General features: G+C 63.7%; 21 protein-coding genes, 3 pseudogenes and 1 riboswitch. Of the genes and pseudogenes, 1 reads left to right on the top strand and 23 read right to left on the bottom strand.

The genetic code is table 11. The features are described 5' to 3' along the window. Positions 1 to 157 precede the first annotated feature (157 nt). Complete coding sequence (locus G4O04_03120) at positions 158 to 1261, top strand: nuclear transport factor 2 family protein (protein HEY57523.1); 1104 nt, start codon at positions 158 to 160, stop codon at positions 1259 to 1261. Between the two features lie 195 nt (positions 1262 to 1456). Here G4O04_03120 and G4O04_03115 read toward each other — a convergent pair whose 3' ends face one another. The 23 genes and pseudogenes from G4O04_03115 to G4O04_03005 all read right to left on the bottom strand — a co-directional run. Next, entirely contained in the window at positions 1457 to 1615 is a 159-nt protein-coding gene (locus tag G4O04_03115; GenBank protein HEY57522.1) for a CcmD family protein, read from the bottom strand. Between the two features lie 10 nt (positions 1616 to 1625). Next, on the bottom strand, positions 1626 to 2324 hold the full coding sequence (gene ccsA, locus G4O04_03110; GenBank protein HEY57521.1) for a cytochrome c biogenesis protein CcsA: 699 nt from the start codon (positions 2322 to 2324) through the stop codon (positions 1626 to 1628). 25 nt (positions 2325 to 2349) lie between these two features. Beyond that, positions 2350 to 3000 carry an ABC transporter permease gene (locus G4O04_03105; protein ID HEY57520.1) on the bottom strand — a complete coding sequence of 217 codons (651 nt, stop codon included), beginning with the start codon at positions 2998 to 3000 and terminating at the stop codon, positions 2350 to 2352. 105 nt (positions 3001 to 3105) lie between these two features. Then, a pseudogene (ccmA, locus tag G4O04_03100) lies at positions 3106 to 3837 on the bottom strand (heme ABC exporter ATP-binding protein CcmA). Further along, entirely contained in the window at positions 3834 to 5831 is a 1998-nt protein-coding gene (locus G4O04_03095) for a c-type cytochrome (GenBank protein HEY57519.1), read from the bottom strand. The pseudogene ccmA and the gene G4O04_03095 overlap by 4 nt, the downstream one beginning before the upstream one ends. A gap of 8 nt (positions 5832 to 5839) precedes the next feature. Further along, complete coding sequence (locus G4O04_03090) at positions 5840 to 6352, bottom strand: zinc-ribbon domain-containing protein (GenBank protein HEY57518.1); 513 nt, start codon at positions 6350 to 6352, stop codon at positions 5840 to 5842. 2 nt (positions 6353 to 6354) lie between these two features. Then, on the bottom strand, positions 6355 to 6918 hold the full coding sequence (locus tag G4O04_03085) for a TlpA family protein disulfide reductase (protein HEY57517.1): 564 nt from the start codon (positions 6916 to 6918) through the stop codon (positions 6355 to 6357). Positions 6919 to 6948: 30 nt separating this feature from the next. Then, complete coding sequence (locus G4O04_03080; protein HEY57516.1) at positions 6949 to 7470, bottom strand: hypothetical protein; 522 nt, start codon at positions 7468 to 7470, stop codon at positions 6949 to 6951. 47 nt (positions 7471 to 7517) lie between these two features. Then, positions 7518 to 9554 carry a heme lyase CcmF/NrfE family subunit gene (locus G4O04_03075; GenBank protein ID HEY57515.1) on the bottom strand — a complete coding sequence of 679 codons (2037 nt, stop codon included), beginning with the start codon at positions 9552 to 9554 and terminating at the stop codon, positions 7518 to 7520. A 21-nt stretch (positions 9555 to 9575) separates the two neighbouring features. Next, positions 9576 to 10058 (bottom strand): cytochrome c maturation protein CcmE, encoded by a 483-nt coding sequence (locus G4O04_03070; protein HEY57514.1) that lies wholly within the window; start codon positions 10056 to 10058, stop codon positions 9576 to 9578. A gap of 101 nt (positions 10059 to 10159) precedes the next feature. Continuing rightward, a pseudogene (locus tag G4O04_03065) lies at positions 10160 to 10629 on the bottom strand (zinc ribbon domain-containing protein). Between the two features lie 1646 nt (positions 10630 to 12275). Then, on the bottom strand, positions 12276 to 13037 hold the full coding sequence (locus G4O04_03060; protein ID HEY57513.1) for an ABC transporter ATP-binding protein: 762 nt from the start codon (positions 13035 to 13037) through the stop codon (positions 12276 to 12278). Between the two features lie 82 nt (positions 13038 to 13119). After that, entirely contained in the window at positions 13120 to 14166 is a 1047-nt protein-coding gene (locus G4O04_03055) for an ABC transporter substrate-binding protein (protein HEY57512.1), read from the bottom strand. A 137-nt stretch (positions 14167 to 14303) separates the two neighbouring features. Beyond that, the gene (locus G4O04_03050) at positions 14304 to 15122 is read right to left on the bottom strand and encodes an ABC transporter permease (GenBank protein HEY57511.1); all 819 of its coding nucleotides are present in this window, start codon (positions 15120 to 15122) and stop codon (positions 14304 to 14306) included. A gap of 373 nt (positions 15123 to 15495) precedes the next feature. Further along, a riboswitch (FMN riboswitch) is annotated at positions 15496 to 15646 on the bottom strand. Between the two features lie 42 nt (positions 15647 to 15688). Continuing rightward, the gene (locus G4O04_03045) at positions 15689 to 16399 is read right to left on the bottom strand and encodes a hypothetical protein (GenBank protein ID HEY57510.1); all 711 of its coding nucleotides are present in this window, start codon (positions 16397 to 16399) and stop codon (positions 15689 to 15691) included. A 10-nt stretch (positions 16400 to 16409) separates the two neighbouring features. Continuing rightward, positions 16410 to 17249: a DNA-formamidopyrimidine glycosylase gene (mutM, locus tag G4O04_03040; GenBank protein ID HEY57509.1), complete on the bottom strand. Its 840-nt coding sequence runs from the start codon at positions 17247 to 17249 to the stop codon at positions 16410 to 16412. Positions 17250 to 17552: 303 nt separating this feature from the next. Beyond that, the gene (locus tag G4O04_03035) at positions 17553 to 17996 is read right to left on the bottom strand and encodes a class I SAM-dependent methyltransferase (GenBank protein ID HEY57508.1); all 444 of its coding nucleotides are present in this window, start codon (positions 17994 to 17996) and stop codon (positions 17553 to 17555) included. 33 nt (positions 17997 to 18029) lie between these two features. Next, positions 18030 to 18341: an efflux RND transporter periplasmic adaptor subunit gene (locus tag G4O04_03030; protein ID HEY57507.1), complete on the bottom strand. Its 312-nt coding sequence runs from the start codon at positions 18339 to 18341 to the stop codon at positions 18030 to 18032. A 68-nt stretch (positions 18342 to 18409) separates the two neighbouring features. After that, positions 18410 to 18712: a biotin/lipoyl-binding protein gene (locus G4O04_03025; GenBank protein HEY57506.1), complete on the bottom strand. Its 303-nt coding sequence runs from the start codon at positions 18710 to 18712 to the stop codon at positions 18410 to 18412. Between the two features lie 790 nt (positions 18713 to 19502). Beyond that, positions 19503 to 19991 carry a nitroreductase family deazaflavin-dependent oxidoreductase gene (locus G4O04_03020; GenBank protein HEY57505.1) on the bottom strand — a complete coding sequence of 163 codons (489 nt, stop codon included), beginning with the start codon at positions 19989 to 19991 and terminating at the stop codon, positions 19503 to 19505. Further along, complete coding sequence (locus tag G4O04_03015) at positions 19798 to 20292, bottom strand: hypothetical protein (protein HEY57504.1); 495 nt, start codon at positions 20290 to 20292, stop codon at positions 19798 to 19800. The genes G4O04_03020 and G4O04_03015 overlap by 194 nt, the downstream gene beginning before the upstream one ends. A gap of 140 nt (positions 20293 to 20432) precedes the next feature. After that, positions 20433 to 20672, bottom strand: a pseudogene (locus tag G4O04_03010) (helix-turn-helix transcriptional regulator). Between the two features lie 117 nt (positions 20673 to 20789). Beyond that, the coding region (locus G4O04_03005) for a LytR C-terminal domain-containing protein (GenBank protein ID HEY57503.1) at positions 20790 to 21233 on the bottom strand (444 nt) is incomplete at its 5' end.

Raw genomic sequence — 21233 nt, 5'->3', positions numbered from 1 at the left:
AGGCCCCCGGCATAGTTGCTCTGCTCAAAGGCTTCTCGCCGGAGGATGAGTGGGGAAGGAGCCACCCGTGCCAGGATGTTTCCCTTCAGGTGGCCGAAATATGCTAAACTAAGGAAAGTGGTACTCACGGCGCACTGGCGACCCCTAGGAGGGCTTTATGCTGCAAGGAAAAGGGATCTTCATCTGGCAAATTCCTCGCATCGAGGGCGGTGACCCCAAAGAGGTGGCGCGCGTGGCCAAGGTGGCTAACCTTTCGCATGTCCTGGTCAAATTCTGCAACGGCAGGTACTTTTTCTACGGCAAAGCGGGTCTGGATCACGATGTGACGCCGAGCCTGGTGGCGGCGTTGAAAGAGGCCGGGGTGCCCGTGTGGGGCTGGCATTACCTTTACGGCGATGACCCGGATGGCGAAGCCGACGCTGCCATCCGACGCATCCGGCAGTTGCAGCCTGAGGGCTATGTGCTTGATGTGGAGGTGGAGTACTACAACAAGCACGAGCAGGCCCGGCGATTTATGGGCAAGTTGCGTGACGCCTTCCCGGACTTACCCATCGCCCTGAGTTCCTTCCGCTTCCCCAGTTATCATCCTGCCGTCCCCTGGCGAGAGTTTCTCAGCCAGGTGGATTACAACATGCCCCAGGTGTACTGGGTGCTGCATCATAACGCCGGGGCGCAATTGCGGCGCAGCGTGCAGGAGTTCCAGGCCATGGAACCTTATCGGCCCATCATCCCCACGGGGTCGCTGTACAAATACGGCTCCTGGGTGCCCACGCCGGAGGATGTGGTGGAGTTCATGGACACGGCCAAGGCCCTGGGGTTGACAGCGGCCAATTTCTGGGAGTGGTACCACATCCGGAACATCCTCGACCGTTCCATCTGGCGGACTCTGCGGGACTATCCCTGGCCCTGGGGGCAGGAGCAGCCCCCGGTGGATATCACCGAAAAACTGGTGGCGGCTTGGAACACGCAGGATCCGGCTCAAGTGGTGGCGCTGTACACGCCCACAGCAGTACATGTCAGCCCGCAGCGTACGGTGGCCGGGCAGGCCGCCATTACCCAGTGGTACCGTTCGCTGTTCCAGACCCTGCTGCCCAATGCCGTGTTCACCCTCACCGGGTACAGCGGCAGCGGCAATTCGCGCCACTTTACCTGGACGGCGACCTCGGCTAAGGGCGTGGTGCGCAACGGCAACGATACCCTGGGGCTGCTGAACGGCAAGATCGCTTATCATTTCACCTTTTTCACCATTCAGCCGGCCTGAACCCACCCCACAGACCAACAACCCAGCCCTCCAAGGCGGAGGGCTGGGTTGTTTTTTTGCATTAACGCGTCTGCTCCGGGAAAGACCCGGAGCAGACCCGACCAACTCGGAGGGAGGAGAGTAGGTTTTTTTGTGGGAGTCCCCTTGGTTAGGCTAAGTATAGCCTCCAAGAGGGCGTGGGGGTAGTGACAAATGTCACAATTTGGCAATGCCTTCCAAATCCCGTAGCGTTTGTTCCATCCGGCGGCGGCGGAAGGCCAGAGAGAACAGGTACAGGAAAAGGCCACCGAAGATGACTATATAACCAGCCATCATGTAGGCGCTGGTATCGGGTGGGGTGGTTTGCCACAACATGGCAGGCTCCTTATTGCATGGTTTGGATGCGCAGGCGCTCGATTTTGGCCGCTAGATGCCCCAGGCGGGTGCGGTGCCACAGGAGGTCGGCGTACAGCACGGTAAAGGTGATCAGGCTGAAGAAAAAGATGCGCAGCATCCTGGGGCTCATGTTGAACCCGCCCTGGGAAAGCGGGCTGGCGTTGCCGATGACCACGGGGTGAATGGTGCGGAAGAGGCGGATGGAAAGGAAGGTCAGCGGCACGCTAAGCACGCCCACGATGGCGTACACGGCACCGAAGCGCGCCCGGCGTTCCGGCTCGTCCAGCCCCTGGCGGAGCATAAGGTAAGCGGCGTATACCAGTTCCATGATGGTGACCGTGACCAGGCGGGGGTCCCAGGTCCACCAGGTGTTCCATACCGGGCGCGCCCAGATGGATCCGGTAATGATGCCGATGAGGGAAAAGACCATGCCGATTTCCACCGAGGCCACTTCCATGACATCCCATTTGAGGTGGCCGCTGACCAGGTAGGCGATGCCGGCTCCCGCGGCCACGATGAAGCCCAGCATGCCGACCCAGTTGGCGGCCACATGGAAGTAGAACACCTTCTGGACCAGCCCCATGACCCGTTCCACGGGGGCGTAGAAAAAGACCAGGGTCGTGGCGATGGCCATCATCACGATGGTCAGACTGTCCAAGTAGTGCAACAGGCGGGGTTTGGGGGGCATAGGGAGTACCTCCTGGAGCAAGGGGTTATTCTTCGACGATGTAGTCAAAGACCATGTAGGCCACCGCGGTGAACACCAGGTCGTAGGTGATCAATAGGTTGAACCAGGCGCGAATGTCGTCAAAGGGGAGCGCTTGCAGTAAACCGCTGCTGGCCTTCACCGCAGCGATCAGGGCAGGCACGATGACCGGGAAAAGCAGAATGGGCAGGAGCATCTCGCGGGTGCGGGTCTGCACCGACATGGTGGCCAGCAGGGTGCCCACGGCGATGTAGCCGATGGAGCCCAGGAGCACGACGCCCAACAGCCCCGGTTGAAGGAGGTTGATGTTGTACAGCAGGCTGTAAACCGGCATGACGATGGCGGCCACCAGCAGCATGAAAGCCAGGTTGCTGAGCATCTTGCCGAAGTAGATGGCGCTGCGATCCACCGGGGCCAGCAGCAGGCCGTCCAGGCAGCCGCGGTCTTTCTCGATAGCCATGGAGCGGTTGAGGCCCAGGGTGCCGGCAAAGGTCAGGGTAACCCACAGGACGCCCGGCGTGGCGGCCAGGCGGGCTTTGGGGTTGAGGTCCAACGCGAAGTTGAAGATGAGGATGACCAGCAGGGCGAAGACCAGCATGGCCGAGAGCAACTCGCGGCTGCGAAACTCGGCGGCCAGGTCCTTCCAGAGCACGGCCAGGGTGGCGCGGCCGAAAGGGGTTTCGCGGCGGGCAGGGGCAGCCTGGCCCGGCGCCTTTGGAGGAACGGGCGGCGCGGCCGGAGCGGGAGGTGGGGGGAGGGGGCCACCCTCACCGCTCACCGCCCGGCGATAGAAAGCGAGAAGTTCGCCATCGGCGATGTCCTCGCGCCGCACGGAGGCCACGATGCGCCCACGCGAAAGCACGGCAAAGCGGGTGGCCAGGGCGGCGGCGCGGCTCAGGTCGTGGGAAGTCATCACGATGGTACGTCCCTGGGCCGCCACCTGTCTGAGCACATTGTCCAGCATGGCGCTGGCGTCCTGATCCAGCCCGGTGTACGGCTCGTCCAGCAGGAGCACCTCGGGGTCGTGCAGCAGGGCACGGGCAATGGCCAGGCGTTGCTGCATCCCCCGGGAGTAGGTGCGCACCAGGTCGTGTCGCCGGGCGCTCAAGCCCACCAGGTCGAGCGCCTCATCGATGCGCTCGTCCAGGTCGCTCCCTCCGTAAAGGCGACCGTAAAAGCGCAGGTTCTCTTCGGCGCTCAGGTCGCCGTAAAGCAGGGGCAGGTGAGAGACCACGCCCAGACGTCGGCGCACCCCGGCCGCTTCGTGAGGCAGGCGATAGCCGCCGATGCGGACCTCCCCGGCCGTAGGGCGGCTGAGCGAGGCCAGGATGCGCAACAGGGTGGTCTTGCCTGCGCCGTTGGGCCCCAGCAGGGCGAGAAACTCGCCGGGGTAGACCTCTAGGTCGAGCCCTCGCAGCACCGTCTTGGGCCCAAAGCGCTTGAGCAACCCCTGCACACGGATGACCGCTTCCCCCTGGGCGACGGACGGCGTCATGCCTCCTCCTCACCGGTTTCATCCGGGGTGTCGTCTTGCGCCGTCGGGTTGTCCGAGGCGTGCAGCAACTCGGCCAGGCGCGCTTTGAGTTCGGCGCGGCGGGTTTGATAGGCTTCTTCGGAGAGTTTGCCTTGTTGGTAGAGGTCGTCCAGGGCCAGAATAGCATCCATCAGGGTCTCGGGGTCCTCTTCGAGGTCCGGAGGGGCCTCATCGGATTCGGCTTCTTCTTCCGCAACCTCTTCGGCAGTCTGAGGCCGTCGCCACAGGACGATGCCCACGACGATGAGCGCCAGCCCAAAGACACCCAGGCCGATGGCCAGTCCGGCGCGCGAGGAGATGTCGGGACCGGTGGCGGGAGTGGGGCGGCCACTGACCTCGAAGGCGATTTCCTGGTCGGGCTGGAGGGCCTGGCTGCGGAAGACCTGGAAGTTTTTGCCCTCGATGGTCTGGGTGCCGGCGGGGGTGAACATCTGGCTGCGCACCTTGAGCCCCCCGGTGTCGGGCACGATCAGGATGGCCGAGTCTATGGGAAGGTGGACCGGGTGGCGGACGGAGACCTTCTTCGTGTAAGGCAACTCATAGGCAAAGAGCACCTGATGGCTCCCCTGACCGGGAGGCACGGGCTGGGTATCGCCGAATCCCGCCTCGGTGGCGACGAAGCGACCGCCCAGGCCGCCATTCTGGAACTGCAGGTTGGTGGCTCCTTTGGGGAGGGTGAAGTGCAGCACCGGCTCGCCGGGCGAAGGCGGCACCACCGTTTTGTCGCCGTCGTTGGAAATGACATACAGTTCAATCACTCGTAAGGTGCCTTCCTGGGGGAACTCGAAGAAGATGTGGAGCCGGTCGGCCCGCAGGGTGGAGGTGTCGGTGGTGGTGTCGTAGATGGTCACCGGGAGGTCGATTTCCTCGTTGCCCGAGGCAATGGCCCAGTCCGAGACATAGGTGGTGCCCTGGTATTCCACGCTGACGACGAAGATGCGATGGAAGGGGGCCTCGATGTTTTTGAAGACGAACTTCCCGTCGGCGTCGGTTTGCGTTTCTTCCTGAAGCACAACCTGACTGGTTTGGCGATCCAGGCCGTAGAGGGTGACCTTCAACCCGGAGGGCACCTCGCCGCCTGAGTGGTTGGTGACCGTCCCCTGGATGGTCACCTGTTCCGGCTTGGCTTCGGAGGTGGAGGTAGCGCTTGCTGTGGCCTCCACCGTGGCCTCTGGAGTGGCCTCCGATGTGCCTGTGGTGGCCGTGGCCGTTTCGCTGGCGGTCGTGGTGGCGGTGGGCTCGGCCTGGGGCGTGGCCGTGGCGGTGGGCTCGGCGGCGGCGACCGCCTGGGTGGTGCCCAGGGTGCGCACATAGGCGATGATGGCGGGCACTTCGTCGGGGGTGAGGCCTTCTACGGCGGGGTGCTTGGTACCGTCGGCCTGGGTGAGCATCTGGCGCAATTCAGCATCCGAAAGCCCGGCCGTGTTTTGCCAGGTGAGCGGGGCGTTTTCCTCGCCCTGGCTGTGGCAGGTGGCGCAGCGTTCCTCATAGAGGGAGGCGCCCTGCTGCTGGTCCGCCTTGGCATAGCGCAACGAAGTGATGTAAGCCACGATGTCCCAGCGGTCGGCCTCGGGCAGGCTGGCGAAGGAGGGCATCAGGGCGTCCATCTTCCCCTGGGTCACGGTGAGGAACCACTCGGCCGGAGAAGCGTTGGCTGCGTGTTCAGGATCCACGAAGGAGGGGGGCTGTTTAGGGAGTTGGTTGGCCAGGCGGCCGTCGCCCTTGCCCTCGGGGCCGTGGCAATCGGCGCATTTGGTCTGATAGAGTGCGGCCCCGTTGGCCGGGTCCGGCGGCGTGAGGGGGTAAAGCCGTTCCACCTGAGGGGTGGGGGGTACAGGGGTGGGCTTCCAGCCAGGAGGAGGCGTGACGTCGGTGGCCAGGGTGAAGTTGCAACCGGCCAGCAGGACCACAAGAAGGAGCAGGAGGAAGGGGAGAAGTGCACGCAGGGAACGCATCGTTTACCTCAGGATGTGGAAGATTCTTGCAATTCGGTACCGCATTTCGGGCAAAAACGGTCCGACTGGAGCACCGGGGCGCCACAGTGGGGGCAGAATCCGACGGCCTGTTGTTGGCGCTGACGACGGCGTTGTTCCAACAGGGCTTCGAGGTCGTCGTCGATGTGAATGCGCGAGGCGCGCCGGCGTTGCCGAACTGCCTCTTGCAGGCGGTCCGTTGCGCTCTTGGTGCTCATGGTGGCGGTGAGGGCGTCCAGCCGTTCCAGGATTTCGGCGCCTTTTTTGAGCAAGGCCTTCTTTTGGGCCAGGTAAGCCGCCTCGCTCAACTTGCCCAATTCGAAGTCCATTTCCAGGTCTTCCAGCGTGCTGACGATGGTGTCCCGACGGGCCAACAGGGCCGAAAGTTCGGTTTCGTAACTGCTCTGGCCCGCCCGGCGCATGGGCCGGAGCAACGGCTGGGCGATGTACAGGCCCACCAAAAGCGCAAGGCCGAGGATGAGGAACAAAGCACCAAAGTCCATGATTACGGCTCCAGAAGCGGGGTAATGGCGTTGAGAATTTCGTTCAACCCGGCGAAGGGGCCGATTTTGATATAGGCCAGCCGGCCCTCTTTGTCTAAAATGTAGGTTTCAGGCACACCCCGGATGCGAAAGGCCTGGGCCCAACGTGTGCCCAAATCCGGCCCGTTGGGGTAGGTGATGTCAAACTTGGCCAGATAGGCCTTGGCTTCTGGCTCGGTGTCCACATAGTCCAGCCCCAGGAAGAGCACATCACCCCGGGGGGAGAGTTGACGCCAGGCCTGTTCCAGGGGGGCGGCTTCGTCCTTGCAGGTGGTGCACCACGAGGCCCAGAAATTGATCAGGACCACTTTCCCGTGCAGTTCGCTGAGGCGGTAGGTGGTGCCGTCGAAAGCCGTGACGCTCAAATCGGGCACGGGATCGCCCACCTGGATAGGGCCTTGATGGGTGCGTTTGAGCATTAGCCCTACCACCGCCAGCAGGGCCAGCACGCCGGCCCAGATGAGGATCATGGTGAGAGGGGTCTTTTGTTCGGGTTCCTGGGACTCCAATAGTTCCGTCGGGTTCATTACGGGGCCTCCTTGTCCCACAATGGTGGCCTAATCGGATCTTTTCAGGGCTTCTTCTACGGCGCGCAGGTACGCGTCCTCTTCGTCTTCTAATTTTTCGGCTTCGGCCTCAAGGTTAGGGATGGTGCGCCAGTTGCGCAAGGCGCGGAAGAGGATGAAGACCCCCAGCAGAATGGCTACTGGGGGCAGGATGTACATGAGCAGGCCAAACCCTTGCGGGCGTGGCGTGGCCAGCACCCGTTCGCCGTATTGCCGGACGAAGTAAGCTTTGATTTGTTCTTCGCTCCAGCCTTGTTGTAGTTTTTCGCGGATGAGTTCACGCCATTGCGCGCAGGCTTGCGTGCCACACACATCCAGGGGGATGTTTTCGCACACCGGGCAGTAAAGTTGCTTGGCGATGGCGTTGACCATATCGTCGGTGATGACCGGTGTGGGGGTGGGGCTCTCGGCCTGCGCGGTGCGCAGGTCGCCGACCATGAGGGCACCGAGCATCAGGGCAAAGAGGGCCGACACGAGCAACGCCCGACGAGGGGACGAGGACAGCGAGATCATGGACGCAACCTCCAGAAGAGGGTGGAGAGAAGAGGGGCTTGCCTCTCTCAGGCTTTCCGTGAGGCGGTCACAGCAGGCCTGGGCTCTGGGGTGGGCCAGAGGGCCAGCAGCGTGCCGAAGATGAAAACGAAGGTGCCGAGCCACAGCCAGGAGACCAGGGGGTTCTGGAACACTTTGAAAGTGGCTCCCTGACTGGAGATGGGTTCCCAGTCCACCAGGATGACATAGAAGTCGTCTTCCCAGGTGCTGCGCACGCCGGGGATGGTCATGGGCTGACGCGCGTCGATGTAGAAGTCCCGGCGGGGGTGCAATTCGGCCACCTTGGTCCCGTTTTTGTACACGCTGATCGTGGCGCGGGCCACAATACGGCCATCGGAGGCGGGGAACTCGGCCAGGTTATCATACACCATGGTGTACGGCCCCAGGCTGAGGCTGCCGCCCACCGGGATGGTGCCCTGGGTTTCGACCTGGAACATCTCGATGCCGATGACGCCCAGGGCCATGAGCACGATGCCCAGGTGGATGATGTATCCGCCGTAGCGTCGACGATTGCGGGCGATGAGTTGCGCCAGGGCCCTGGGGAGGCTTTCGCCCGTGCGGCGCACGCGAGCGCGCACCGCCCGCACATATTCGTAGAGGATCACCGCGGCCACTAAATTGACCAACCAGAAGCCCAACAGGGCCCCCCAGGCGCGCATGCCGCGCAGGTAGAACAGCACCGGCAGCACAGGTGAAAGCGCCACGGGGATGAGCAGGTGACGGCCAATGGTCTTGGCCTGTGCGTATCCCCAGGCGGAAAGGGGCGCGATGCCCATCAGCAGGAGCATCAGGGCGAACAGCGGAGCGGTGGCCCGTTCGTAGAACGGCGGCCCCACGGTCACCTTTTGGCCGGTGACCAATTCGGAAAAGAGAGGAAAGATCACGCCCCAGAAGCAGACCACCAAAATCCCGATGAACACCAGGTTGTTGTAGGCGAAAAGGGCTTCGCGAGAGAAGAAAGAAGCCACTTCGTTTTCAGATTTAAGGTCGGCCCACCGGGAGGTCAACAGGGTGAGCGAGGCGATGAAGGTGATACCGATGAAGGCGAAGAACAGCGGCCCGATGGCGCTTTGCGCAAAAGAGTGCACCGAGGAGAGCACGCCAGAGCGGGTGAGGAAAGTGCCGAAAATCATCAGCGAGTAGGTGAGGATGATGAGCACCATGTTCCAGCGCTTGAACATGCCGCGCTTTTCCTGGATGATCACGGAGTGTAAGAAAGCCGTGCCGGTGAGCCAGGGCATCAACGCAGCGATTTCGACCGGGTCCCAGCCCCAGTAGCCGCCCCAGCCGAGCACATCGTAGGCCCAGCGCATGCCCAGCACCAGACCAATGCTCAGGAACAGCCAAGCCGTCAGGGTCCAGCGGCGGGTGAGGCGAATCCAGCGGTCGTCGGTGCGGCGGGTGATGAGGGCGGCGAGGCCGAAGGCATAGGGGATGACGAACGAGACAAAGCCCAAATAGAGGAAGGGCGGGTGCCAAATCATCCCTGGATGACGCAGCAGCGGGTTGAGGCCTTCTCCATCCCTGGGGATGAAAGCCATAGATCCCTGGGGGCGCAGCAGGCCCTCGACCACATCACCGTTGGGAAGCGCCCACAGGCGAGCAAAGGGATTTTCAGCAAAGGCGGTGAGGAACAAGAAAAAAGCTAAGGTGACCATCGTCACCATGGTCACCCAGGGTAGGAACTCCCGGTCTCGGTCCCAGGGGCGCAACATCACGGCTGAAGCAAAGGCGCTCATTAACCAGGACCAAAAAAGGAGCGAGCCAGCCTGGGAACCCCAGAAGGCTGTGATCTTGAGGTAAAGGGGCATGACTCGGCTACTGACCGAGGCCACATAGGCGATTTCGAAATGATCGGTGAGTAGCAAGTAAAGCAGGGCCAGCGAGGAGAGTGTGAGCAGAGGGAAAGTGAGCACGGCGGCGCGGCGGGCGCTTTCCACCCAGGCCGCTTTGTGCCGTAACGCACCGTAGACCGCGGCCGCGGCGCTATAGAGGCTCACGACAAAGGTGAGCAGCAGCACTCCATACCCAAGGTGTGCAACCATGGAAGTCTCCCTGAAGAAGGGTTATTTGTTGCTCTGATCGGGCAAGGCTTCTTCGTAGTGCGAGGGGCACTTGAGCAGCAACTCGTCGGCGTAGAACACGCCGTCGGCCTCCAAGTGGCCGGTGAGAATGGCTTGAGCTTCGTCGCGCAGCAGGTCGGGTTTGGGGCCGTAATAGACCACCTCCAACCGTGGCCGGTTGGGGTCAGTTACTGCTTCATGGAGCGCAGCAGCCAGGCCACCTTCTTTTTCCACGGCGTCGAAATCCCCGGGAACATGGGCGATGGTGAAGCGCAGTTCCAGTTTTTGGGCGTCGTACTGGATGGTGTCGCCGATGACGGCGCCGGAAATGCGCACATTTTTGTCCGTCATTTCCTCCCGGCGCTGGAGCAACTCGTCCACGGTGAGAAAGTACTGAGCGCTGGCTTTGGTGGAGGTGGCGATCAGATAGACGACGGCGGCGATGATGAGTAAGATCCCCGCCACAAATTTACTCCGGTTTTTCATGCCGCTTCCTCCTGAAAGTTGGGAAAAGTGATCGCTTGCAAGCGTATTTTCGCACACCTTGATTAAGAGAGGATGAAAGTCGAAGGAAGATATGACAATGGTCATATTCCAGGGAGCGTTCCAGGAGAAAAAACCTCCCCGCCCGGTGGGCTTTGGCGGGCGGGGAGGATGCTGTGGGGAGAACTCAGCGTAGAGGCGCTCCGCAGTGACGACAGAAGCGATCTCCCGGTTGGGCCCGGGTGCCGCACTGGGGGCAGTAGCGCACCTCGCCTGAGGGCGCGGCCGCTGGCTTGGGGCGACGGCGGCGGCGTCGAGAAGGGGCGGGCGCGATTTCGGCGCCGCTCTGCCAGTACCACACCAGCCCACCGGCGATGAGCAGCAGCCCCAGGGCGGCCAGCACCCAGGGGAGCCAATCGGACACACTGAGCGGGCCGTTGGCTTTAGCCAAAGGTTCGCTGGGTTGGACCTGAAGGTTTTGCACGGTGAGGGCGTCGCTGGATTTCGTGTAGGCAATCTCCAGGGTGAAGGCCTCTCCTTCGGCCAGTTGTCCCAGGTCGGTGGTGTAGTACATCAACCCATCTTCCCCGCGTTGGGCCGGCGTGCCTGCGGGGGTCAGGGTGAAGTCCTGGGCGTCTGGCGGTTGTTGCACGCGCAGCACCAGGTGCTCCACCGCAGAGAAGCCGGGCCATTGATAGGTGTACTGGCGCTGGTTGCCTTCCCGGTTGAGGGTATCGTAGTATTCCACCTGCAGGGTGGGTGAACTGGCCGTGATGGTCAGGGTGGCCCATTCCCCTTCCACGGTGCGCTGGTAAGGTGCCACCAGCAGCGTGCCGTCGGCGCTGGCCATCGCCACGGCGTGGGGTTCGCCCACCCGGGCGGGGATGCGTACGGTCACCTCGGCAGGCAGGGTGAGGTCCGGGGGCAATTGAATGTGAAGAATGACCAGCATCTGGGGCTGGTCGTACTCCGGCCAGAGGTCGACCAGTACCTCGGCGAAGGAAGAGGTCTGGGCCAGGGTCGGGGAGGCCATGAGTAGGGTGAAGAAGAGAATCAGAAATAGTTTTAGCCGGGTGGTCATCCGCTTCATGTCGTTTCTCCTCCGTCCAGGTGAGCCTGCTGCGGGCGCAATTTGCGGGGATATTGTACCTGGCTTTTGGTCGAGATGCTGTTCCCGTCTTCTATCCACTTAAAGTGCTATCGGAGGACATGAGGAACCGATGGACATCAACCAACGCCGGAAATCCTTGTACAAGGTGCAGCCTCTGGATCTAAAGGCCTCCCGCAGCCGACGGTCAGCCCTGCTGGGCGAGTAGCCAGGCGGCCTGCGCCTTGGCCATACTGCCCGGATGGTATGCGATGGCCCGGCAAGCGGCTTCGCCCGCCCTGAGAAGGGGGTAGCGTTTCCCTGGGGGTGCGGGTGGGGGCCGGTGCGGTGCTGCGTTTGGTGCAGGCCCGGTGGCGCGGAGGAAGAGAGATGGGCTACCAAGGAGCGGTACGGGCAGGGAAAGTTGGGGGTATCTTGGGTAAGGGTGAAGGACACCGGCGTGCCTCTGGCAGGCCGGAGAGCTCAGGGGTGGTGAATCAGGGGGTGGATCTACGGGGTGGAAGCGGTGGATGCGCGCTGTGGAAGCGCCAGCCGGCTTGCCGGCCGAACGGGGCGCCCGCCCTTAGGGCAGGGAGGACGAGAGATGTGCTGCAGAGATAACCTATCCGGAGGCCCTGGGATAGGTCACGACTACGAGGCAAAAGCCGCCGGCGCGTCGGTTGAGCGCCCCTGGGGTAGAACAATCTCGCATGGCTGCGGCAGTTGCCACGCGGGGCGTTCCGGCCAGGCGGGGGAATGCGCTGATGGCGGTGAGCAAGGCGTTGGATGATTTACGGCATAGGAGGTCCGTTTTTGGTCTAAGACATCGGCTGATTGCGCGTGTTCCTCTTCGATATCTTTGCGGGGCGTTGCGTGGGCTGCTGAGGCGGCGAAAAGGTCAAGATGGGTTACGAAAGTGTGTTGCAAAGCGGGCGCAGTGGGCTGGATGGGTGTCGGTGAACTCGGAAGCAACTTTGTTTATCAACGGCAACACAGGGCTACGCTCCAGCTTATTGCTAAGCGGAAGCGTCTAAAAAAGCAGGTCAGGGCGATTGCCCCGACTTGCTTTTTTGTTCCCCAAATCCTTGGGGCCAGCGTCAAAACAGGTGAGGGCTTTGGCCCCGATCTGTGCCTTACTCCCAACCGATGGCCGAGCGGAGGCGGCGGTCCAGGCGAGCGAATTCGGGGGTGTAGCGCAGGTTCATCGAGCGAGGGCGCGGCAGGTCCACGTGCAGGTCCAGGCGGATGCGCGCCGGCCGCGGGCTGAGCACCAGCACCCGATCCGCCAGGAGCAGGGCCTCGGTGACGGAGTGGGTGACCATGACCACGGTTTTGCGCTGAGCCTGCCAGATGCGCAGCAGTTCCTCCCACATCCGCTCGCGGGTCAGGGCGTCGAGGGAGGCGAAGGGCTCATCCAGGAGCAGGACTTCGGGGTCGTGGATCAGCGCGCGGGCGATGGCGACGCGCTGGGCCATGCCGCCGGAAAGGTCGCGGGGCAGGGTGTCCTCGAAGCCTTGCAGGCCCACCAGGGCGATGAGGGCCTCGGCGCGCTGGCGGGCTTCGGCCCAGGGCACGCCGCGCAGTTCCAGAGGCAGCGTGATGTTGCGCAACACGGTGCGCCAGGGCATCAGGTTGGCCTGCTGGAAGACCAGCCCCACGCGGGTTTGCGGGCCGTCCAGGGGGCGGTTGTCAAAGCACACCTTCCCTGCCGTAGGGCGCAGCAGCCCGGCCAACACCCGCAAAAGGGTGCTCTTGCCGCAACCGGAAGGCCCCAACACGGCGACGAACTCTTCGCGGGCGACGGAGAAGGTGATTTCATCCAGTACCTCTAGCCCGCTGTTGCCGTTGGGGAAGGTGAGTTTGAGATGCTCGGTGCGCAGAAAAGGGTTGTCCATGGTCTTGTGGAAGGGGAAACCCGGGGGCGGGCCGGACCCCAGGGGCCGGGCTCGTCCCCGAGGTCCGGTACCCGCCCGAGGGTCAGGGTTGGATGAACTGGTTGGTGAACGCCTGGGTGAGGTCTTGTTCCTGAGGGATCAGGCCCATGGCCAGCAGCACCTGCTGCATGTTCTCCCACGCCTTGGGTTCTGAAGTACCCAGGGAACGGCCTTCCGCCTGCCAGTAGTGGATGGCCGTGCGCAGGATTTCCATTTGCGTATCGCGGTCGGCCTGGGCCAGATCTTCCACAAAGGCTTTGGAAATCTCGTAGGCCTCGTCCGGGTTGGCGATGGTGTCTTGCAGACCTTTGAGGGTGGCCTGGATGAAGCGCCGCACCACATCGGGGTGCTCGCGCAGCATGGTTTCGTTGGTCAGGATGCCGTTGGAGGCCAGCCGCACATAATCGGCCACGGGGAAGACCGTCACTTCGTAGCCCTGGCGGCGCAGTTGGATGGGCTCGTTGGTGATGTACCCTACCACGATGTCCTGCTGGCCGCTGGCGAAGGCTTCGACCTGATGAAAGCCGATGGATTCCAGCGTGACTTGGTCCTCGCTCAGGCCCACCTGATGCAGGGTGGCGATGAGGCCGATGTAGTTGGCGCCGAAAAGCCCCGGCAGGCCAATCTGGCGGCCTTTGAGGTCGGCCGGGGATTTCAACCCCAGGCTGGCGCGGGCGATGATGGCCACAGGGTATTCCTGCCACCAGGCCATGACATAGGTGACGGGAAGCCCCTGTGCGCGGGCCATGAGCACCTGCTCGCCGGAAACGATGGCGAAGGGCAGTTCGTTGGCCCCCACCAGGGCCACGCCATCGGTCTCGAAACTGTAGTCGAACTCAATCTTGAAACCGGCCCCGGCGTAGTAGCCCTTAGCCACGGCGACATAGAAGGGGGCGTACTGGATGTTGGGGATATACCCCATGGGTAAACGAATGGTGGTGAGATCAGGGGCTGAGGCAGCTTGGGAAGCGACCGGGGACGCCGTGGCGACCGGTAGGGTGGAGGTGGCCTGCGGGGCAGGGGCTTGGTTCCCGCAGGCGGCGAGGAAGAGCAGCATAGACAGGGTAACGAGGAGCATGGTTTGGCGCATAAATGGAGCCTCCTTTCAGGGATAACGAAGCCCTAAGGCTTCGGGATGGACGGGTGGATGCGCGCCACTGGAGCCACGGAAGATCGCCCCGGACCTGCGCGCCCGATCGGCTTTTTTGCTGCACGACGAAGGGGCGTTCAGAGCGCCCGCGAGGCGTCGTGGCGCTGCCAGGAAAGCAGGCGGCGCTCCAGGGCCACGGCCAGCCCGTAAAGAGCCAGCGCCATGCCGATCAAAGTGAGCACGGCCACGAAAACCATGGGCGTATCGTAGCGTCCACGGGCCAGGTTGATGAGGAAGCCCAGGCCCCGGTCCGCGGCGACGAATTCACCCACCACGGCACCGATGACGGACAATGTGGCACTGATGCGCAGGCCGCCCAGAACCACGGGCAGTGCGGCGGGGACTTCCAGGTAGCGCAGGGTCTGCCAGGAGGTGGCGCCTAAGGAGCGCATCAGATCGCGCAGTTCGGTAGGCACATGGTGCAACCCCACCAGCGTGTTCACCAGCATGGGGAAGAAGACGATAAGGGCGCCGATGAGCACTTTGGAGAGCAGCCCGCTGCCGAACCAGATGATGAGCAGCGGGGCAATGGCCACGATGGGGATGGATTGGCTGGCCACGATGTACGGCGAGAGCAGTTGTTCCAGGGTGCGGGACCGCGAGAGTAGGTAGCCCAGGAGCACGGCGGTCAACAGGCCCAGGGCCAGCCCAGAGAGCACCTCGAGAAGGGTGTAGGCGGTATGGCGTACCAGCACCCCGCTTTGGATGGCCACCCACGCGCGGCGCGCGACCCGGTCGGGCGTGGGCAGAATGAAGGGCGGCAGGTGGGCGGCCCAGGCCACGAACCACCACAGGCCCAGGGTAACGCCCAGGGAAAACCCCCACCGCAAAGCAGGGGTGCGGCTCACTTGACGGATGGCACGATAGGCGAAGGCAGGCCGGTGGGCGAAATCCATAAGCGTCTTCCCTGGAGAGGGCGTTTGGAGGAGAAAAAACGCCCCGAAGGTTGCGCAACCTTCGGGGCGAGCGCATACCGGAGCCCATCTGTGCCCGGAGTGGCAGAGACCAACAAGATGCAGGAGTTACGCAGGTCTTTTGGTTTATGTCACCGCGAAGCGGGTTCCCCTACCGTTCGGGGGATGGCTTCGCCGCCTCCTGCGACTTCGCGCCCGGCAGGGCGCTTCGCTCAGGATGGCGGCTCGCCATGACATGAGTACACGGCGAGACCACGCTCAACTGCGTAAGTCCTAAAAACGAAAGCCCCGCGCGATGGGCTTCCGGGGCACAGGCAACCACCCCTCTCCTTACCTGCCTGGGCTGGAGGGGGCGTGCAACCTTCTCCCATCCGGACTATACCGTCGGCCCCGGAATTCCACCGGGTCGGGCCTCGCGCCTGGGTGGCTTTGGCGAGGCTTCGCGGGCTTTCACCGCCGGTCGGGAATTGCGGCCTCAGGCCGCTCACCCTGCCCCGAAGGTTGCCGATATTTCATTGTCATTGTAATAATTATAAGCGCAACCCCGTTCAGGGGTCAAGGTTCGCGCCGGGGTTAAAGCCGCGCTTGGGGGCGTGTTGGAGGATTTCCCACTCGCGTGCCGCTTCCCGGATCAACTGCTGCACTTCTTCGTCAGGGATGTCGTCCACCGCATCGTAGCGGATGCCGTCCACCATGATCACCACGCCGGTGCCGCGCCAGTCGCGCATGATGCTGACCGCGGCGGAGATCCCTTGCGCCTTGGATTTGGCCTGGACGATGGCGTTAATGGCCGAGACCATGTCCTGGGCCTTGGTCACCGTTTCCTGCACGGGGATCTCCTGGCCCGACGGGACGGGCCTGGAAGCGCGCCGGGCGGGCGTGGCGGGGAGGTTGCCGCGGGTGGTTTCCATCCAATCGCGAATTTGCAGCAGATAGGTGCGCAGGCGGCGACGGTGGTCGTCGGTCATGGCGTCGTAGCGCAGGTAAGCGAACCCGTCGACCTGCACCACCAGGCGGTGGCCCTGTTGCGGGTCGGTGCGCACCTCCAACCCTTTCGCCGTTTGGGGGGATAAGCCTTCCGCGGCAGGGGGTTCTGAACCGGCCCTTTGCTCTTCCGCGTCCCCCTGAGGGGACGCCTGGGGTGGCGCGGCAGGGGAGGGCTTTCTGTCGGCAGCGGTCGCCCGGCCCAGGTAGTATCCCAGGGCCAGAAGCAACAGGCCCAGGGCCAAAACAGGGAGCAGGAAAAGGCCAATCTGCATGAACGCCTCCTCAATCTTCCGGTGGCGGTTGACAAACAGGGCAAAAGTGGGCGCTGCGCTGGGCCACGCGAATGCGGGCGATGGGCGTGCCGCAGCGCGGGCAGGGTTGACCGGTGCGGCCATAGGCACGCAGGTAACGCTGGTAGTTGCCGCCCTGGTACATCCAGTCGATGCTGGTGCCGTTGCGGGCGATGCCTTCGCGCAGCACCTGGCGGATGGCCTGCAGCAGCGTGGCCGCCTGCTTCTCCGAGAGGGCCTTGGCCGGGATGAGGGGATGGAGGCAGGCCAGGAAAAGGGCTTCATCGGCGTAGATGTTGCCCAAGCCGGCCAGGAACCTCTGGTCCATGAGCAGCGGCTTGAGGCGGCGGCGGTGCCGTTGAAGGCGTTGGTGGAAGGCGGTCGGGGTCAGGTTCTCATCGAAAGGTTCCGGCCCCAAAGGGGCGAAAAGGGGCGTGGGGTCGGGGAGCAGCCAGAGGCGGCCAAATTTGCGCGGGTCGTTGAAGACCAGCCTGCGTCCGTCGTGCAGCGCAAACAGCACGCGGGCGTGGCGCGGAGCGGGGGCTTCTGGCGGGAGCACGGTCAGGTCGCCGCTCATGCGCAGGTGGATTACCAGGTGTCGCGTGATGGGCAGGCGGGTCAGGCGGAGGCTGAGATACTTGCCGCGTCGGGCCACCCCGGCCACCGTGGCGTCCACGACCTGCGTTGCCAACCCGGCGGGGGATGGCTCGGCCACGCTGCGCGGCCACAGCACCTGGACGGCGATGATGCGCGCGCCTAACACCGGCGCCGCCCCGCGGCCTCCTTGCCGCAGCGCGCGGGCGATGGTCTCCACCTCGGGCAGTTCGGGCATGGTGGTTTGATTATACAGGAAAAAAAGCGGGTTATGGCGATTTGCGAGCCAATCCCACCCATCGTTGCCCCTGGCCGGCCCGAAGCGTATGTCACCGGACCTCGGTGAACCCTGCTGCTTCCAGGAGGCTTTGGGCTACCCCAGAGGCATATCCCCGCTGAAGGAGGAGGGTGTCGGTACGCTCCCAGAGGTCATTCGGACGCCGGATGAAAGCGGTGAGTGGACACGGACGATGGCCGTTTCTCCGCGTGTTACTTGCGAAAGGAGTACCAGGTCCTCAAGGAGATCCACGCCTGTCCCCTACTAGCGTTGGTGATAGTCGTCTTCGGTGTTGAGGTCGAACAGAAACCAGCCGCCGGGGCGCAAGGTCCGGGCCACGCTTTGGAAGGCGGCGTTCAGGTGCTCAGGGGTGAGTAGGTGGTTGAGGCTGGCGAAGACGGCATACACGGCGTGGAAGCGCGACGCCAGGGGCAAGGCGCGCATGTCCGCCACCAGGGCGCGACCGGCGGGAAGTCGCTCGTACGCCTGGCGGATCATGCTTGGTGAAAGGTTGATGCCCAGCACACGGCAACCCCGCTGGGTGAGCACTTGGGCCAGGGCCTCTGTGCCGCAGCCCAGGTCGAGCACCCAGGCTTCAGGAGACGGGTTGGGCAGCAACCAGCGTTCCAGCACGGGGAGGAAGCGGCGCACGGAAAACGCGCCCCAATAGCGATCGTAAATGGGAGCAATAGGGTCGTACCCGCTCATGGGGTATGCCTTCGCATGGCGTGACGGCGTGGCTCACAGCCCAAAGGTCACATCGGCGGGTCTACCGGGGTGAAGACGGTCGAGGCCTTCTTCCAGCCGGATGGTGACGGCGAAGACGCGCTTGACTCGCGCTTTCCGGCTCAGGACTTCGCTGGGGGTGAACAGAGCCTGGTCGGCGATGCGCACCACCCGACCCCGGAAGGTTTCGCCGGGGTAAGCGTCCACGCTCACCCGGACCTTTTGCCTTACTTGCACCTCCTCCAGCCGCGCCGCCGGGATGTGCACCACCACTTCCAGCACCTGGGCCGCGTCCAGCAGCACCAAGGGGATGCCCGGTTGCACCACTTCGCTTTTTCCATCAGCAGGCGTCCCACCGTGCCGTCTACCGGGGCGATGAGGGTGAGGCGTTCCTGCTATATCTGCGCCAGGCGCACCTGGGCCTGGGCCCGCTGAAGGGCCGCCTGGGGGCTTTGCAAGGCGGTTTCCACATCAGAGAAGCGCAGGCGCAGCAAGGGGGCGCCGGCCTGCACGGTTTGCCCTTCCTGCACCAGCACTTCGGCCACCGTGCCGGGAACCTCAGCGCTCAAGTGGTAGCGGTACGCTTCCAGGTAGCCAGAGGCGGTCAGCGGCGTGGAGGCCGCGTTGTTGGCGCAGGCGGACAGGGTGAACAGAACGAATAGAGAGGCGATCCAGGCGAGGAATGCGGTGCGGCGCATAAAGGTTTCTCCAGAGAGGTGGGATGCCCGTTGACTGATGAACTTCATTGCAGCCGTTCCTGGGTTTGATCTCTCCCTACCCCCCGCTCCGGCGAGGCTGCGCTACCGCTCAGCCCGCCGGAGCCGCCCCCTTCCCTCCCTTACGAAGGGAGGGAAGGGGGCAGATGAGCCGAGCGCTTGGCCCTCACGGAAACACGGCCACGGCGCCATGCCGGGCTTGAGTTGGCCGGTGGGGTTGGGCACGGGGATTTCCACGGGTATACCAGGATGGTGTGCTCACGCGGGGACTGCACCTGCCGCGGGGTGTATTCGGCCCGCTCGGCGATGCGCTCCTGCAGGAGGGCGTTGCTTAGGCCGTAGGCCCGCCCGTAGAAGCGCAGGTTTTCCAGCACGGTGAGGTCGTTGTAAGGGAGAAGCGCTGGGACATGTAGCCCACCCGCGGGCGGATGCGGTGGGGTGCTTTGCGGATGTCGAAACCCAGCACGCGGGTCTCGCCTTCGCTGGGGCGCAGCAGGCCCCAGCAACATACGGATGGTGGTGGTCTTCCCCGAACCGTTGGGCCGAGGAAGCCGAAGATTTCGCCGGGCCGGACCTCCAGGTTCAGGCCGCGCACGGCGGTGATGCGCCCCCGGCGGAAGGGCGGGTCAGGTTATGGGTGTGGATGATGGGGTGGGTCATGGGGTGTGTGAGGGTCGGGTGTGATGTGCGATGTGTCATGTGCCATGTGTCAGGTGTCAGGTGCGGAGGCTTTGCACTTCGCCGATCGCAACTCGCAATTCGCTACTCACACTCATTGGACGCGAAAGGCCACCACGGGCATGGCCTGGGCCAGGCGGCGAAACGCTTCTTCATCCTGGGGTACGAGAATCCCTATCAGGCGCGCCAGTTCCCGAAAGGCGATGGGGTGTTTTTGGGCATAGGCCTGCAAAATCTCAGCAGCCTGTTCGGGATCCAAGACCTCGGCCACGGCTCGGTAGCGCCGCCAGCCGACTTGAATCTCCACCTCCGGATGGGCCAGGATGTTGCGGAACCAGTGGGAGCGGCGGCCAAAGCCCGAGGCCACATAGAAAGTGGGGCCATGGGGGTCATAGCAGATGACTTCCAGCACGTTTTGGCGCCGTTTGCCCGTCTTGCAGCCGATGTGATGGAGCAGCAAGAACCGGCGCCCGAGCAGACCGCCCAGGCCCAGGCGGTAAATCCAGATAGGCAGTCGCCAGGGGATGGCTTTCCACCCTCGGGGTGGGTTGGGCAGTCGGGGTACGGCATCCGAAGCGCTCATGCAGCGTCTCCTGAGCAGGTGGTGCAGCCGCGCCGTCGGGGAGCAGGCTGCGCAACATCAGGTCGGTGCTGGTCTGCCATTGGCTCTCCAGGTCCACCACCTGGGGAGCCATCACCCAGAGCAGGATCACGCCCTCAATGTGGGCGATGAGCGCCACGACCAGGCGGTGGGGGTCACCAGGGCGGATTTCGCCGCGTTCCATACTTTCGCGCAGCAGTTGGGCCAGCAGACCGGCGTAAGTGCGGTAATAGGCCTGCAGGCCTCGCCCACCGAGCGATGCCGGGCGGCCAGGGCATAGAATTCATAGAACAGCGGCAACAGGGGGCGGTAACTCAGCAGCCGGGCCAGCACCCCGGCGAACAACTGGCGCAGGCGCTGCGGCACCGGCTGCGTGTGGCCTTCCAACGCCTGACGAAGCCCCTCGGCCTCGCGGCGGAACAAACGGTCTAACAGGGCCTGGATAAGGGCCTCTTTGCTGCGAAAGTAGAGGTAGAGGGTGCCTTTGCTCAGCCCGGCTTCCTGCGCGATGTCGTCCATGCGGGCCCTGGCAAAGCCCAGGCGGGCGAACACCTGGGCAGCGGCATCCAGTATCTCATGCGACGCTGGGGAGCCACATGGGGGCGTGAGGTCATGGGAGAGCCTTCCTGTCCCGGGAAACGAAATAGATGACCGATCGGTCAGTTATTATTGTGCACAAAACCGCGCCGTTGTCAGATCGAGCCGGCCTTTCCGGGGGCTCGGGTTTTGACCGCGTTTGCGCCGACCATCTTTCTGGAGGGGTGAGAATCTGGGAGGGATTCAGGGGGTCAAACAGCGTTGGGGAAGGGAGGCTTCATGGGAACGGGCCCAATCCTCGCCCAGGATGAGGTGGAAGTCGGCCTCGCCGCTACCCAGGGCCATGAAGCGTAGGCGGTACACTTCACGCCAGGGGTCAATGCCCAGCCACGGCAACAAGTAGGCCAAGGTGGCGGGCCGGTCGGCGTATACTTCCACCATCGTCTCCCGGTAGGGGCTTGAGGTGTTGCCCACCTTGACCACGCGGAACCCCAGGGCATCCAGGGCTGCCGCCGTCCGGCAGGCCAGTTGGGGGGTCAGCGTGCCGTTGAGCACCATGAAGGTCGCGCCTTCCTGCAAGGCGGCGGTGAGGTTTGGTGTGGGCGTGGGGCCAGGGGTCGGGGGATCCGCCTGAACGGTGGCGGAAGGGGCGGCCGCACCCATGACCTGGGTGGCTGAGGCGGGGGT

This window comes from Anaerolineae bacterium, from assembly GCA_011176535.1.
Lineage (GTDB): Bacteria > Chloroflexota > Anaerolineae > Anaerolineales > DRMV01 > DUEP01.
The sequence above is the reverse complement of the archived record's forward strand: the minus strand, read 5'-3'. Positions and strand labels throughout refer to the sequence as shown.